Here is a 15,987-nt window from a genome sequence, read left to right on the forward strand (position 1 = left end):
CCTTGCCGAGTGCGGGGCAGATGGCGCCGAACAGCCAGGCATTCTCATAGCGTTGATCGGCAGGCTGGCGTGGTCGGGTGCCACGCCGCGCCCATTGCCGGACAAGACCGTTTTTCTGCCCGATGCGGGCCTCGTCCTGCCACCAGAGTTCAATCCGCCTGCCTCTGGGCAGATGCCCGGTGTGGGCGCTCAGGATCGTGGGGAAGTTTTTTTAAACGCGTCCATGACGAACGGATCCTGTCCGGGGTGACGCGGACGCGCGCTGACGTGGCTGAACCCAAGCCGCTTCAACAGGGCGGAGACATGGCGTTCGTGATAGGAGACGCCAAAACGCTCTTCGATGACCCGCTGAAGATCGACCCGACGCCAGCGCACCACGCCGTCCCGGGCACGGTCAGGCCCTGTCGTGACCAGCGCCGATAATTCTGCCAGTTGGTCCGCTGTCAGGCGGCAGACTGACCCGTTGCGCCATTGATCGTGCAAGCCATCCGGCCCCGCAGCATTGAACCGGTGCACCCAGTCCCGCAGGGTTTGCCGGTCCATCCCGCCGATCCGCGCCGCTTCGCCCCGGCTGGCACCGTCGCGCACCGCAGCCAGAGACAAAAGGCGCCGTGCAACATTCGCATCCCGCGTACGAGAGGCCAGACGCCGTAACGCAGAAGCCGTATAATCCGTCCGTAAGGCAATCGCACCAGCCATTCCCGATCCTCCCTCTCACAACAGAATCAGAACAGGCCCTTCGCGTCACTTCACAGATGAGTCAGAGACAGTAGCCCTTGGTATTAGTGTAAAAATCAGGAATGGCGCAGGGATTTAATAAATAATCATACGCATTCCCTTCAGGTCTTCCTGATTGAAAAATAATTTCTGGAGTAATATTTCCATGCCGTCAGACAGTATATCAGCAGCCCCCCCGTTCAAGGCCCGTTATGGCAACTATATCGGTGGCAAGTGGGTTGCTCCCGTTGATGGTCATTACCTGACCAACACTTCCCCCGTTGATGGCCGCGTGCTGTGTGAAGTCCCCGCTTCCACCGCAGCCGATGTGGAACTGGCACTTGATGCCGCGCACAAGGCCAAGGCCGCATGGGGTGAAATGGCCCCCGCTGACCGCGCGCTGATCCTGCTCAAGGCAGCCGATGTCATGGAAAAGAACCTCGACCTGCTCGCCCGGGCCGAGACATGGGACAATGGCAAGCCCATCCGTGAAACCATGACCGCCGATATTCCGCTGGCCATTGATCATTTCCGTTACTTCGCTGGCTGCATCCGCGCCCAGGAAGGCACGCTGAGCGAGATCGACGCCACCACCATCGCCTACCATTTCCATGAGCCGCTGGGCGTCGTGGCCCAGATCATTCCGTGGAACTTCCCGCTGCTCATGGGTTCGTGGAAGCTGGCCCCCGCACTGGTCGCCGGTAACTGCGTGGTCATGAAGCCTGCCGAAAGCACGCCTGCTTCCATGCTGGTGCTGATGGAACTGATCGGTGACCTGTTCCCGCCCGGAACGCTGAACATTGTCAATGGCCTTGGCAAGGACGTGGGCGCCGCCCTGTCCAACAGCGACCGTATTGCAAAGATCGCCTTCACCGGTTCCACCCCGACCGGCAAGATGATCGCGCACGCCGCCGCCGAACACCTGATCCCGGCAACCCTGGAACTGGGTGGCAAGTCGCCGAACATCTTCTTTGCCGACATCATGGACCATGATGACGATTACCTGGACAAGGCGATCGAAGGCTTCACCATGTTCGCCCTCAACCAGGGCCAGATCTGCTCCTGCCCCAGCCGTGCGCTGGTCCAGGAATCGATCTATGAGAAGTTCATCGAACGTGCGCTGCCCCGCATCAAGGCGATCCGTCAGGGCAACCCGCTTGATCCCAACACCATGATGGGTGCGCAGAACTCCCACGGGCATCAGGAAAAGATCCTGTCCTACATCGATATCGGCAAGGGCGAAGGCGCCCAGCTGCTGACCGGTGGCGGCCGTCCCGACCTTGGTGGTGACCTGAACAACGGGTGCTACGTGCAGCCGACCGTGTTCAAGGGCAACAACAAGATGCGTATCTTCCAGGAAGAGATCTTTGGCCCGGTTCTGGCCGTGACGACCTTCAAGACGGAAGAAGAAGCGCTGGCCATCGCCAACGACACTCCCTTCGGCCTCGGCTCGGGTGTGTGGAGCCGTGACGCCAACACCTGCTACCGCATGGGTCGCGGGCTGGAAGCCGGTCGTGTGTGGATCAACTGCTATCACGTCTATCCCGCGCATGCGGCGTTTGGCGGATACAAGAAGTCCGGCATCGGCCGTGAAACCCACAAGATGGTGCTTGAGCACTACCAGCAGACCAAGAACATGCTGGTCAGCTACAGCGACAAGAAGCGCGGCTTCTTCTGATCCGCTGATGGGGTGAAAACTCCATAGGCTACCAGACATGGCGCGGCGGTCGGGATGGTTTACCGGGTCGGCCGCCGCGGCATGTTACCCGGGCCATGCGCGCAGGGTCCGGCACAAAGCAGTTTTCGGTATTTCAGGATATGCGACAGGGTTTTTCCCACGGGACCGGGACACTGTGCGGCAGAAGTAAAAAAGAGGCATAGGATGGCACAAAAGTTTCGGGTCGTAATTGTTGGTGGTGGCGTGGCCGGTCTGGCGCTGGCAACGCGGCTGGGTGATTCAATCGGCAAGTCGGGCCGTGCGGAAATCACGCTGGTCGACAAGAGCTTCGCCCATGTGTGGAAACCGATGCTCCACTGCTTCGCAGCGGGCACGGCTGCTAACGAAAACGACCGCATCAGCTTCCTGTCGCAGGCCAGTCGCCATCATTTCGAATTCTGGCCCGGCGAGATTGCGGGCATGGACCGCAAGGCCAAGACCATCACCCTTGCCCCGGTTGTCGAGCCCACGGGCGAGGTGATCCTGGATGAGCGCAAGCTGGAATATGACGCGCTGGTGCTGTCGATCGGCAGCCGCGCGAATGATTTCGGCACCCCCGGCGTGGCCGAGCACTGCCTGTTCATTGACAACCTTGTGGATGCCAACGGCTTCAACGACCGTTTCCGCGCGGAACTGCTCAAGGCATTCGGTAATAACGAACAGCTTGACATCGCCATCGTGGGTGGTGGCGCCACCGGCACGCAGCTTGCGGCTGAACTGCACAAGGCGCTTGATCTTGCCTCGCTCTACAGCTTTGGCAAGAAGCCGCCCAAGCTGAACATCACCCTGCTTGAAGCAGGCCCCCGCATCCTGCCTGCCTTCCCCGAGGCCGTGTCTGCTGCCGCGCAGAAGGAACTTGAGAAAATTGGCGTGAGTGTGAAAACCTCCGCCATGGTCAGTGGTGCGGATGGAAAGGGCTTCATGCTCAAGGACGGCACGCGCATCCCTGCAACCCTGCGTGTCTGGGCGGCAGGGGTGAAGGCGCCCGATGTCACGCGTAAATTCGGTGACCTGAAGCTGTCACGCTCCGGCCAGCTTGAGGTCCGCCCGACGTTGCAGCTTGTGGAAGATGACAGCATCTTCGCCATGGGTGACTGTGCCTTCATCGCGGACAAGCCCGTCGCCCCCACCGCACAGGCCGCCCGGCAGCAGGCCCATCACCTGGCGCGCTGCATGCCAGCATGGATCAATGGCCGCCCGCTCAAGCCATTTGCGTTCCATAACAAGGGCGCGGTCGTGGCGCTGGGTGATTACAATGGCTGGGGCACTTTCCCCGGCGGCAAGGTATTCGGTGGCGGCTGGCTGCGCGGCATCAGCGCGCGCATGGTCCACCTGATGCTGTATCGCCAGCATCAGTTCGAACTGTATGGAACGTTCCGTGGCCTGATGTCCTGCCTTGTGGACTGGCTGGACGTGTTTGTCCGTCCGTCCGTGCGTCTGGACTGACGCAGCAACAGGCTTCCTTATCGCTGCCTGCCGTGTCAGGCAGCGTCCTCTGGCCCGGTTCCTGTATGGTCGGGCCAGAGTGATGCCTGAAGTTCATATGTTTTCTGCAAAAGCGGCACCAGCGCCGGCCGCCCCTTCAGCCGGATCCATTCATCCAGCGCCGTCCGGAAAATGGCGATCCCGCCACGTGCCATAAGGCGTGCGGCCATCCGGCGGTTCTTGCGTTCGGTAATCCGCTTCGCCAGCCCTTCCGCCAGGCAGTCCTCCCACTTGCCATATTTTTGCAGGCTGACTGTCTGCAGCGAAGGCGTCTTTTCAATCAGATAGACAAAAGCATAGGTATCCTGCCGGTTCGCCGCGATGCGTGGCACCAGCGAGGTAAAGGCATGCATCATGGCGTCCGCCGGGTGCATGTCGGCAGGGCAGGTGGCCAGGGCGTCATTCAGCGTCTGTGTCATGCCCCGCGTCCATGCCAGTACGATATCGCCCTTCGTCTCGAACATGCGGAACAGGGTCCGCCGCGAGACCTCGGCCGCATCGGCAATTTCATCCACCGTGGTCTGGTCATAGCCCTGGGCAGAAAACAGCCGCATTGCCTCGGCAATCAGGGTGGTGCGCGCACGTGCCTGCTTGCGTTCACGTAAACCCGGCTTGGGGGAAATGGTCGGGGCAACGGGCTTCATTCAATCTCCTCTTGTCCGGGTCATCATGCAGCAGCGCATCGTGAACATTCAAGACGCGAGAAAATGGTGGTTCATGGCCGGCATGGGCCTTTGTCGCTAGCACACTGGTAGCATTGACAGGCAGGTAATGGGTTCTGCCACGAGTATCAGGCCATGTCGAGGCACGGGCCAGACGATAGCTTATCATATCCCGTACATTGACCGGTAGCGGAGCGGACCATGGTGTGGTCGGTGTCCCGGGCGTTGTCCATGCCCCGTCCGGGCAAGCTGTTGCATGTGACGCATCGTGTTACGGAGGCAGTCCCGGTGCGTCCGCGCCTGCCGGTCATGCCGTCTTGTACGGCATAAGGGATACATGCCGCAAAAATGGTGTTTCATGACCGGGCGGGGCCATGAAACATTCCCGTTATTTGTGTACTGTCACGCTTTCGGCCTGCCAGCCCCCACCCAGCGCGCGGGCAAGCTGTATGGTGGCGGAGGTGCGGGAAGCCTGGTTGTCCAGTACGCTGGCCTGCGCATCCAGTGCCGCCATGCGTGCGCTCAGCACATCGCCAAAGGTACGCTGGCCACCGGTGTAAAGCCCCATCATGTCACTGGCGACCTGTTCGGCCTGGTGTTGTCCACGGGTCAGATCCGTATCGCGTGCATCAAGGCTCAGGCGGTTTTCGTAACCGTCCTCGACTTCGGCCAGCGCGTGCAGGATACTGTTGTCATATCCCGCGACCGCGGCATCAAGGCGTGCGCTGGCAGCGTGTATGCGCGCCTGTATGCGGTTGGCGGTAAAGATCGGCAGGTAGGTGGTCAGCGCGATCAGGCCCCCCGTGCCCGACAGGCCGGGAATGCCATCAAAGCGCAACCGTCCGTCCCCGCCAAAGAATTCCAGGCCAAAGCGGGGCAGGAGATCGGTCTTGGCGCTTTTCAGCCGGTTGAGCGCCGCATCCACCTGATCGCGTCGTGCGCGGATGTCGGGGCGGCGTTCCAGCACCGTATCGGGCATCTGCCCCACGGGTGGCGCGGGCACGTAATAGGCGGGCGGCGGCGCAAGGGCCGGCAGCCCTTCGGGGGCCTGTCCCGACAGCACGGCCAGACGCCTGCGCACAAGATCAAGGTCTGCAACCAGCACCGGCCTGCGCGCCTTCAGGTCGGACAGTTTCTGGTCAACGCCCGTTACATCCGCCGCTGTCGCCTGTCCCGCGGTAAAACGGGCCTGACCATACCGGTGCAACTGTTCAAGCATGCCAATGCTGCGATCGATCAGGGCGATCTGGCGCTGCAGTCCCTGCGCCTGCAGGTAATCATTGGCAGCATCGGCGGCGATGACCATCTGTATGCCGTGGAAGTATTCCTCCTCCGCCTTCATGCCTGCTTTCGCGGCCTTTACATCCGCATGGCGACCGCCAAACAGGTCCGGTTCCCATGACGCGCCAATGCCTGCCAGATGCCCGTCGGTGCCAGGGTCATTGCTGGTCGGCAGGGTGGCGGGATTGCGCCAGTACATGCCGCCACCCATCATGTTCCCCGTTGCCCCCACGGTGGGGTACAGCGCGGATTTCGCAACCGTGTGCATCGCACGGGCTTCCAGCACGCGGTCACGCGCGATGCGGATGTCGGGGCTGGCGGCAAGGGCCGTATCCACGGCCCGCACCAGGGCAGGGTCATGCCACGCTTCCCACCAGCGCGTAAGGTCGGTGGCGGGTAGCGTTGTCGTGGGCGTTTGCGAAAACTGTCGGGGCACAACGACATGCGACGCCGGTACACGCGTATGGAATGGCGAACACCCTGCCAGCCCCACGGCCATTGCAACGCCCCCCATGCAGGCGACCCGTGCCAATCTGTTCTTCATTATTCCTGCCTTGCCAACATGGATCTGAAGCGCGCGAGCGCAAATACAAGAAATACAATCCCCGTCACGGTTACGGTCAGCAGGGGCTGGATGATCGCACCCAGCCCCGCATCACGGTACAGGATGGCCTGTGACAGGTTGACGAACTGCGTGGTGGGCAGGAAGCGCACCACCACCTGCATGGCGGCGGGCATGCTTTCCACCGGTGTCGCGGCCCCCGACAGCAGGTACGCCACCGCATAGACCGGCACCACCAGCAGCCCGAACTGCGGCATGGTGGGTGCGACCGTCGCCAGCATGATGCCCAGCGCCGTGGCCGAAAACAGGTACAGCAGCGAACACGCGGCAAACAGCGTGACCGACCCCGCCAGCGGCACCCCCAGCCATACATGCACCACCAGCCATAGCGACACGATGGCCGCAACAAAGATGACCAGCCCGTTGGTGACAATCTTGGCCACCGCGATCTCGCTGGCCGTGACGGGCATGACCAGCAGGTGTTCCAGCGTGCCGTGCTCGCGTTCGCGTATGACCGCCGCCCCCACCAGCACGATGGACAGGATGGTGATATTGGTCACGATCTGCATGACCGAGGTAAACCACTTCGATTCACTGTTGGGGTTGAAGCGGATGCGGCTGGGCGCGGTAAAGTGGATCTGGTCCACCAGTGCCGGCGCATGCAGCATGTCGTTGACTTCCCCCAGCATGATTTCATTCAGGTACGCTGTTCCCAGTCCCGCCTGCGTCATGGCGGTGGCATCCACCCGCAACTGTACGGCGGGTGTACGCCCGGCCTTGACGTCCGCTTCGAAGCGGGGTGGGATGTCGACCACGAAAATGTAATCGCCTTCATCCATGCCGTGCAGGGCCTGCGCGCGGTCCACCAGCACCGGGGGCTTGAAATAGGGGGGCAGCACGGCATCGCGCATCCGGCGCGACAGGGCGGAATTGTCCTCGTCGATAAAGGCGATCGTGGCGTTGGATACTTCCACCTTCACCCCGTTGGCCACCAGCAGCACGCCCGCGGTAAACGCGAACACGATCAGCCCCAGCAGCACGCGGTCATGCACCAGACTGCGCAGTTCCTTGCCGCACAGAAGACCAACATTGACCAGCCAGCGCATCATGCCGTCATGCTTCCTGTTTTTTCAGCAGCAGACGGGCCGCCAGCATGTAGACCGACCCGAAGGCGGCCAGCGCCATGTACATGGGCCAGAAGCTGCTGGTTCCCAGCCCCTTGGTAAAGCAGCCAAGGCTGATCAGCTGGTACCATGAGGCCGGAAAGCCCAGCCCCACGATGCGGCTGATACCCGTAAGGGTGGAGGCGGGATAAAGCAGCCCGGAAAAATTGACCGCCGGGATCAGACAGATGATGGACGTTCCGAAAATGGCCGCGACCTGCGAACTGACAAAGGTCGAGATCAGCAGCCCCAGCCCCGTGGCCGACAGCACGAACAGAATGCCCCCAACCGTCAGCCCCAGCAGCGACCCCTTCAGCGGCACGCCCATGACGATCACGGCCACGGCGACCAGCATGAAATAGCTGATCGTCGCCAGCGCCACATAGGGCGCCTGCTTGCCCATGAGATACTGCCCGACCGATGCGGGGGAGGCGTAGAGGTTGACGATCGAGCCGACCTCCTTTTCCCGCACCACGCCCAGGGCGGTCAGCATGGTCGGGATCAGGATCAGCGCAAGCATGATGACGCCTGGGGTCATGGCGTAAATGCTGCGGAATTCCTGATTATAGGAAAAACGCGGCTCGATCGTGATGGGGGTCGCAGGTCCCTGCGGCAGTTCACGGCCCAGGGTTGACGCGTATCCCCCCAGCACACCGGTGACATAGGCACGGACATTGGCCGCAAGGAAGGGGACCGCGCCATCAATGATCACGCCCACTTCCGGCCTGCGTCCTGCTTACATGTCACGGGCGAAGCCTGCGGGAATATCCAGCGCCAGCTGGACACGGCCATTGCGGATGGCGCGGTCCAGCGTATCGGCATCCGCGACTGGCGCGCGTTCATGGAAATAGGCCGAGCCACGGAAACTGTCGATCAGCTGACGGCTGATGGTGGTCCGGTCATGGTCGCTGACGGTAAAGTTGATCCCCTCCACATCGAATGAAATGCTCGACGCCGCCACCACCAGCAGGATCAGCGGGCCGATCAGCGCAAAGGTCAGGCGCAGCCGGTCACGCAGCAGTTCAACCGCCTCGCGCCGGGCAAAGGCCCATGCCCGCGGCAGCCAGCCGCCGCCCAGCCCGCCAAACCGGGCGGCCAGCCTGTTGCTGACGCCATGCCACCATGCGCGCGCGGGTGCTGCGGGTTTCGGTGGCGGGGTCTGCTCGTCGGTTGCCGCCTCGGCATCTTCCAGATAGGCGATGAAGGCGGCTTCCAGATTGGGCGCCTTGCGTTTTTTAACCAGTTCGGCCGGTGTGCCGACCGCCAGCACATGTCCCCGGTGCATGAGCGAGATCCGGTCGCATCGCGCTGCTTCGTTCATGAAATGGGTGGATACGAAAATCGTCACGTGCCCTTCGCGCGACAGGCGGATCAGGTGCCGCCAGAACATGTCGCGTGCCGCGGGGTCCACGCCCGATGTCGGTTCGTCAAGGATCAGGATTTCGGGGTTGTTGATGCAGGCCGCCGCCAACTGCAGGCGCTGGCGGATGCCCAGTGGCAGGGAAGCCGGGCTGACATCGGCGTAGGGACGCAGTTCGAACGACTCAAGCGACTGTTCGACAGCCTGCGTGGCCCTTTCGGGTGCCATGCGGTACAGCCGTGCCTGCAGCATGAGGTTCTGCCGCACGGTCAGTTCCTCATACAGCGAGAACGCCTGTGACATGTACCCGATACGCATGCGGGTCTTCATGTCGCCCGCCGTGATCTGTTCGCCAAACAGCTTCGCCGTGCCGCTGGTCACGTCCAGCAGGCCGGTCAGCATCTTCATGGTGGTGGACTTGCCGCAGCCGTTGGAGCCGAGGAAGCCGAAAATCTCGCCCCGGCTGATGGTGAAGCTCACATCGCTGACCGCCGTGAAACTGCCAAAACGGCGGGTCAGGTGTTCGGCCTCGATGGCGGGCGGGCCGCCGGGATTGGCATAGGGCGGGATGACGAAACCACTGGCCTGCTGGCGCTTGGCATCCGGCAGCAGTGATATGTATGCATCTTCCAGCGACGCGGCATGTGTGCGTTCCAGCACGCTGTGGGTCCGGTCACTGATCAGGACCCTGCCGCCATCCATGGCCACCAGCCATGCAAACCGCTCCGCTTCATCCATGTATGCGGTGGACACGATGACCGTCATGGACGGCCGTTCCTGGCGCAGCTGGTCCACCAGCGTCCAGAACTGCTGGCGCGACAGGGGATCGACGCCCGTCGTCGGTTCATCCAGGATCAGCAGGTCGGGGTCATGCACCAGCGCGCAGCACAGGCTGACTTTCTGCTTCATGCCGCCTGACAGATGACCTGCCGCCCGGTCGGGAAAGGGGGCCAGTCCCGTGGCATCCAGCAGGCGCTGGATGCGTGCGTCACGCGCCCGCGCATCCATGCCGAACAGGCGGGCGAAGAAATCGATGTTTTCCCATACCGACAGCGTGGGATACAGGTTGCGGCCCAGACCCTGCGGCATGAAGGCGACGCGCGGCAGAAACGCCTCACGCGCGCGGCGGTCGCCCATATCCGATCCCAGCACGGACACCGTGCCCGACTGCAGCTTGCGCACGCCGGCAATCAGGCCCAGCAGGGTGGACTTGCCCACGCCATCCGGCCCGACAAGGCCGATGGTGGTCCCGGCAGGCAGGTCCAGCGTCACGTTGTCCAGTGCCGTGACCGCGCCATAGCGGTGGGTTACACCCGCAATGGTGATGCCCGCCGGGTTATGCGGCGTATCGGCGCTCATTGCGGGGCATCGGCTACATCAAGTGTCGCGGGCCAGTGGGCGGACGGGTCGGTGCGTACATAACCGTCCCCCGTCATGCCCGATTTCAGCACGTCGCCGTAATGCCGGGCCGTTTCGGGTGAAACCCGCAGCTTCACGCGATAGACCAGCTTGTCACGCTCGGTGGCGGTTTCGACATATTTCGGGGTGAACTGCGCTTCGGGCGAAATGAAGGAGATCGTGGCCGGGATGACCTGCTGATGCAGCGCATCCAGCGCAATGCGCGCCTGATCCCCCACGCGCAGCCGTCCGGCCTGCTGTGAGGGGAAGAAGATGGTCAGGTACATGTCCGTGGGATCAAGCAGGGAGGCCACGCGCCCGCCGCCGGGCAGTACGGCGCCCTTTTCCACGATCCGGTATTCGATCCGTCCCGCCACGGTGGCGCGGATGGTCATGTCATCGGTTGTGGAGGCCGCTTCCGTGACCTGTGCCTGCGCTGCATCGGCTACCGCCTGCGCTGCGTCCACGGCCCGGCCTGCCGCATCGGCGGCGGATGTCGCGGTATCGAGGTTTGTCTGATGCTGCGACAGTTCCATGTCGGACACCAGGTGCTGGTGGAACATGGTACGGGCATGGTCGAGGTCAAGCTGTGAAAGGTGCAGGGCCGACAGGCGCGCGTCACGTTCGGCGTTCGCGCGGGCGACATCGGCCTGCGCCGCGCGCAGGTGGGCGCGCGCCGCATCCAGTTGCGCCCGTGCGGTGGTGTCATCCTCGCGGGCGAGTACCTGACCGCCGGTCACGCTATCCCCTTCGTGAAAATCCAGTTCCATGATGCGGCCGGGATACTTGACCGCCACGTCAATGCGGACCAGTTCCAGCCGTCCGTTGGCGCGCGTAAGACCTGCGGGAAGGTCGCCACGGTGCTGGACCACATACCATCCGGCCCCGCCGGCTGCCACGATTATGGCAACGCCCGCGCCGATCGCCGCGTCACGCCACTTCATGCCGCCGGGCCTCCGTGCTGTCCCGCGCAGGTCGTGTGAAAATGAAATGACGCGATCATGAATCTTTCCTCGTGGTCAACGCAGGCTGCCCTGCCGTCTGGGTGTATGTTCGGTGGGAATGAAAGGTCATGCATTGATCCAGAGGTGGATATCCGAACTTTCCTGATTGAAAAATGACGTCCTGCCGCGAATGGAAAAATCGGGTATGGACATCTCTTTAATATGTATACGAATAAGTGTATTTTAAATTTAAAAAGGAAAGCAACCCATAAAATATCCGGTTCGGTGTATTTTATGTGTCGGCATATGTGCCGGGCGTGCGTTATGTGCGGGGCGTCCACGGTAACCGGCCGCCCGCATGCAGGGACCGCCACACGATCACGAGGAAAGCAGCAACAGGATGCCAGACAAGGAACACCCCCGGCCTGCCCGCATGGGCCGCCCGTCGATCGCGGAGGCGGCGACGCTGTCCGAAACGATTCTGGAGGAAGCCGGCCGGCTGTTCTTCGACCTTGGGTTCCGGGGCACCAGCATGGACATGGTGGCGGAAGCGGCAGGTGTTACGAAACGCACCCTTTACGCACGGTACCGCAGCAAGCCCCTGCTGTTTGAAGCCGTGGTCAGCACGACCATCGATATCCGGCTGGATGCGCTGGCATTGCTGATGCCGGCGGATGGGGATATCCGTTCGCGGCTTGTGTCAATCTGCACGCTGCTGCTGGACTGGCTGCTGACGGATCGCAGCGTTGGCATGTACCGCGTGGTGTCGGCGGAAAGCCGACAGTTCCCGGCGCTGGCGCGTAATATCCATTCCCATGGCGCCCGCAGGGCGGCGCAGTTGATCTGTCGCGTCCTGCATGAAGGCGTGAAGAACGGGGAAGTCGAGATTGATGATATCGTCTTCGCGGCGGATTACCTGACTGCTGCCGTGATCCAGTATCCGTTCCAGCAGGCTGTTCTGGGCCTGATTGCGGCCAGGCTGGATGACGCCATGCGTCGGCACATCGATCAGGCGGTGGAACTGTTCCTGAACGGGACGCGGAGCCGCCCATTGCCGGAATAGCCGCCGAACGGTCGGGACAGACGCGTCAGGCCACGTCCCCGCAAAGGGGACGTGGCCCGATATCTGGCCTATTCCTGATCGGGGGCAGGGGCGGAGTTGAGCTGGATGTACTTCTCAATCCCCACCTGACGGATCAGGTCGAACTGGCGGTCGAGGAAGTCTTCATGCTCTTCCTCGTTGACCAGGATCCTGAGCAGCAGGTCGCGGGAGACGAAGTCACGCACGCTTTCGCAATAGGCGATGCCTTCGCGCAGGTCGCCGATGGCCTTTTCCTCAAGCTTCAGGTCGCATTTGAGGATTTCCTCCACGTCCTGTCCCACCAGGATCTGGTTGTAGCGCTGCACGTTGGGCAGGCCGCCCAGATACAGGATGCGCTCGATCAGCCAGTCGGCGTGCTTCATCTCCTCGATCGATTCTTCGTATTCCTTCTTGCCCAGCAGGGTAACGCCCCAGTGGCGCAGCGTGCGGGCGTGCAGGTAATACTGGTTGATGGCCGTCAGCTCGTTCGTCAGCTGCGTGTTCAGGTGTTCGATCACCTTGGGGTCTTTGATCGGCATGGCGTGACTCGCTATGATAAACTATGGCACGATTGGATATATTGATTTAATGGAGATTTGTAAATAAAAAATTATTATATATCAGTGCATTAATAATGATGCTTCTTATTCTCAAATATAAGGTACGCATTTTTTATCCGCCTGTCACCGCACCTTTCCCGCATGGGGGAGTGGCCTGCGCCATTATCAGGACCACCCGTGCCGCGCGGCGGTCGCCATCGCCATTCATGCCCGTTTTTTCCTACCGCACCCATCCGTAAGCCACGGGATAATCAAACTGTATGCTTTCGACCATCATTGCCGCCATGTTACCCCTCGTCGTGGTTTTCCTGCTGGGCTACCGTGCCGGATGGCACCATGACTTCAATGGGGAGCAGGTGTCCGTCCTGAACCGGATGGTCATGCTCTATGCCTTTCCCCTCAATCTGTTCGTGGGCATCGCGGGCATGCCGCGCACCATCCTTGCGGGGCAGGTGCCGCTGGCGGCATCGGTATTCGGGATCATGTGTGGCAGTTTCGGCGTGGCATATATCCTGTCGCGCCACGTGTTCCGGCGCGATGCGGCGGCGTCCGCCCTGCAGGGACTGGCCATGGGGGCGCCATCGGTTCCCTTCATCGGGTCGGCCATGCTGCCGGTACTGGTGGGGCATGCGAGTACGTCCGTCGCCATTTCAGCCGCCGTGTTCGCCATGGTTCTGGTCCAGACGCCGGTCTGCATGGTCATGCTGGCCAAAAGCACACATGCGGGACCACCCGAGCAGGCGCGGCTCTGGCCACAGATCATTGCATCATGCAAGGAGCCTATCGTCTGGGCCCCGATTGTCGCGACGCTTCTGGTCGTATCGGGTATCCACCTGCCCGGATCGCTGCTCAGGGCAGGGGAACTGCTGGGCAATGCGGCGGCGGGGGTTGGCCTGTTCGCATCGGGGATCGTACTTTTCCTGCAGCGGGTTTCGGTAACATTGCCGGTGGTGGCCACTGTTGCGGTCCGGAATATTGTCATTCCCGCCCTGTCGTGGCTGCTGCTGACAGGGCTGGGTCTGCCGCATGAGGCGATCCGTACCGCCGTGCTGGCCCTGTCCATTCCGGTGGGGACGGTCGTCGTCATTCTTGCGGTACGTTTCGGAACTGATGAGCAGGAAGCCGCATCGACCCTGTTCCTCAGCGCCGTGGTGTCGGTCCTGACGATGGCGCTGTTCATTGCCTGTGTAGGATAGGGACATGGCAGCGAATTATCCGGCTTCCACGAAATCACCGATCACAGGAACCGGATGGTCAATGCGGTTTTCATCTTCAGATATTCTGCAATCATAAGAAAGTTTTTGGTGAAGCTTCTTTCAAAAAGTTTCAAAGAACACTGCCTGTTTGAAAAAAAAGGCAGCACCCGGAAACTTTCGTTTTTATTTATACTTGATCGCAATGCAATTTAATCAAATATTCATATTATATGTCATGTGCTGTTCTATACCTTTCCATGCCTATGATCTGAATAGGCATCTGGACAGGAATGGAGATCATGAAACAGGATTCCGAACCGAAGTCGCCGCATATCCATGAAGAATGGCAGCCTGCGCTTGTCCTGGTGTGGAAAGATACACGGGGACAGGCAAAGCGGGCATTACCGTCCGCCCCACCTGAAATAATGGAAGAAGACGAAGATTATATCCATGATGAATTCTGATGTTCTTCCTCCCTTTCATTATCAGGAAACCAGATGGCAATGACCCCCGAAATGACCGAACTGCCCGCCAGTGACAAGGCATCATGGGAACGCAACCGCCTGCGTGCGGAGGTTCTGGATGATATTGATGAAGAAATAGAACTTGAACTGGATGATGCCCGCCTGGGTTCGGACAAGGACAACGGCACGCCTGATTTCCAGCGGGCCTATTTCCGTGAACTGCTGTCCCTGCAGGGGGAACTGGTCAAGTTGCAGGACTGGGTCAAGGAAACCGGGCACAGGCTGGTGGTGATCTGTGAAGGACGGGACGCGGCGGGCAAGGGGGGCGTGATCAAGCGTATTACCCAGCGGCTGAACCCGCGCATATGCCGTGTCGCGGCCCTGCCTGCCCCCAATGACCGGGAACGCACACAGTGGTATTTCCAGCGTTATGTCAGTCACCTGCCGGCAGCGGGGGAAATCGTGCTGTTTGACCGTAGCTGGTATAACCGCGCGGGCGTCGAGCGGGTCATGAATTTCTGTACCGATGATGAATACGAGGAATTCTTCCGCTCCGTTCCCGAATTTGAACGCATGCTGGTGCGTAGCGGGATACAGATTGTCAAATACTGGTTTTCCATTTCCGATGATGAACAGGAACTGCGTTTTCGCGCCCGTATGGAAGATCCGCTGAAGCAGTGGAAACTCAGCCCCATGGACCTGGAAAGCAGGCGGCGGTGGGAATCCTATACGCTGGCCAAGGAAATCATGCTGGAACGTTCAAATATTGACGAAGCACCATGGTGGATCGTTCCGGCTGATGACAAGAAGAAAGCGCGGCTTAACTGCATAAGCCATCTTCTGTCACAGGTGCCCTATCATGACGTAAGCAAGCCCGAAGTGCGGCTGCCCGAACGTGTGTACAGTCCGGACTATATTCGCCAGCCCGTGCCTGACACCATGATCGTGCCGCAGAAATACTGAATGCGGGCATAAAACATAATAAAAGCTTCCGGGTGCCGCCTTTTTTCAAAAAGGCGGCATTTCCTGAAGATTTTTGCAGGGTCTGTTGGGAATTGTACTTTTTCAAAGTCACCAAATGTGATTCAAACGCCGCATGGATCGCTTCGTACTGACAGACGCCCAATGGGCGAAAATGGAACCGTTGTGCCTTGGCAAGAAAACAGATCGGGCGCGCAGCGGGCAGGACAACCGTCTTTTTATCGAGGCGGTCTTATGGATTGCCCGGACCGGCAGCCCATGGCGGGACCTTCCGACGTATTTCGGGCATTGGAACTCGGTCTATTCCCGTTACAGCGACTGGATGAAAGCCGGTGTTTTCAAACGGCTTTTTGAAGCGGTCTCTGACGAGGCCGACATGGAATATGCGATGATCGACGGCACGGTGGTCCGGGTTC

At 60.7% G+C, this 15,987-nt stretch carries 12 protein-coding genes and 2 pseudogenes; 7 read left to right on the forward strand and 7 right to left on the reverse strand.

From position 1 onward, the window contains the following. Nucleotides 1-699, reverse strand: a pseudogene (locus GEU01_RS15545) (IS630 family transposase); the annotation flags it as partial. Nucleotides 700-883: 184 nt separating this feature from the next. Here GEU01_RS15545 and GEU01_RS15550 point away from each other — a divergent pair. Then, nucleotides 884-2,395 (forward strand): aldehyde dehydrogenase family protein, encoded by a 1,512-nt coding sequence (locus tag GEU01_RS15550; protein ID WP_019086799.1) that lies wholly within the window; start codon nt 884-886, stop codon nt 2,393-2,395. Nucleotides 2,396-2,599: 204 nt separating this feature from the next. Then, on the forward strand, nt 2,600-3,880 hold the full coding sequence (locus tag GEU01_RS15555) for an NAD(P)/FAD-dependent oxidoreductase (RefSeq protein ID WP_019086800.1): 1,281 nt from the start codon (nt 2,600-2,602) through the stop codon (nt 3,878-3,880). 35 nt (nt 3,881-3,915) lie between these two features. Here GEU01_RS15555 and GEU01_RS15560 read toward each other — a convergent pair whose 3' ends face one another. The 5 genes and pseudogenes from GEU01_RS15560 to GEU01_RS15580 form a co-directional block, all read right to left on the reverse strand. After that, a complete protein-coding gene (locus GEU01_RS15560) occupies nt 3,916-4,563 on the reverse strand; it encodes a TetR/AcrR family transcriptional regulator (protein ID WP_019086801.1) in 648 nt (215 codons plus the stop codon). A gap of 406 nt (nt 4,564-4,969) precedes the next feature. Continuing rightward, a complete protein-coding gene (locus GEU01_RS15565; protein ID WP_026018787.1) occupies nt 4,970-6,406 on the reverse strand; it encodes a TolC family protein in 1,437 nt (478 codons plus the stop codon). Continuing rightward, nucleotides 6,406-7,533: an ABC transporter permease gene (locus tag GEU01_RS15570; RefSeq protein WP_019086803.1), complete on the reverse strand. Its 1,128-nt coding sequence runs from the start codon at nt 7,531-7,533 to the stop codon at nt 6,406-6,408. The genes GEU01_RS15565 and GEU01_RS15570 overlap by 1 nt, the downstream gene beginning before the upstream one ends. A gap of 4 nt (nt 7,534-7,537) precedes the next feature. After that, a pseudogene (gene rbbA / locus GEU01_RS22990) lies at nt 7,538-10,306 on the reverse strand (ribosome-associated ATPase/putative transporter RbbA). Beyond that, nucleotides 10,303-11,289: an HlyD family secretion protein gene (locus GEU01_RS15580; RefSeq protein ID WP_019086806.1), complete on the reverse strand. Its 987-nt coding sequence runs from the start codon at nt 11,287-11,289 to the stop codon at nt 10,303-10,305. The pseudogene rbbA and the gene GEU01_RS15580 overlap by 4 nt, the downstream one beginning before the upstream one ends. Before the next feature lie 400 nt (nt 11,290-11,689). Between GEU01_RS15580 and GEU01_RS15585 the strand changes: the two genes are divergently transcribed. Further along, complete coding sequence (locus GEU01_RS15585) at nt 11,690-12,352, forward strand: TetR/AcrR family transcriptional regulator (protein ID WP_232272574.1); 663 nt, start codon at nt 11,690-11,692, stop codon at nt 12,350-12,352. A 68-nt stretch (nt 12,353-12,420) separates the two neighbouring features. Here the strand turns inward: GEU01_RS15585 and bfr are convergent, their stop codons facing one another. Further along, nucleotides 12,421-12,909 (reverse strand): bacterioferritin, encoded by a 489-nt coding sequence (gene bfr, locus GEU01_RS15590; protein WP_019086808.1) that lies wholly within the window; start codon nt 12,907-12,909, stop codon nt 12,421-12,423. Between the two features lie 281 nt (nt 12,910-13,190). Here bfr and GEU01_RS15595 point away from each other — a divergent pair, with 281 nt between their 5' ends. From GEU01_RS15595 to GEU01_RS15615, 4 genes are all read left to right on the forward strand, one after another. Then, complete coding sequence (locus GEU01_RS15595) at nt 13,191-14,126, forward strand: AEC family transporter (protein ID WP_019086809.1); 936 nt, start codon at nt 13,191-13,193, stop codon at nt 14,124-14,126. Nucleotides 14,127-14,425: 299 nt separating this feature from the next. Then, nucleotides 14,426-14,590 carry a hypothetical protein gene (locus GEU01_RS26395; RefSeq protein ID WP_162136452.1) on the forward strand — a complete coding sequence of 55 codons (165 nt, stop codon included), beginning with the start codon at nt 14,426-14,428 and terminating at the stop codon, nt 14,588-14,590. Between the two features lie 39 nt (nt 14,591-14,629). After that, nucleotides 14,630-15,553, forward strand: coding sequence for a polyphosphate kinase 2 (gene ppk2 / locus GEU01_RS15610; protein ID WP_019086812.1), 924 nt, complete (start codon nt 14,630-14,632; stop codon nt 15,551-15,553). Between the two features lie 133 nt (nt 15,554-15,686). After that, nucleotides 15,687-15,987 (forward strand): IS5 family transposase (locus GEU01_RS15615; RefSeq protein ID WP_042710899.1); only part of this gene is annotated, 301 nt, incomplete at its 3' end.

The organism is Komagataeibacter europaeus LMG 18890 (assembly GCF_000285295.1).
In the GTDB taxonomy this organism is placed as follows: Bacteria; Pseudomonadota; Alphaproteobacteria; order Acetobacterales; family Acetobacteraceae; genus Komagataeibacter; species Komagataeibacter europaeus.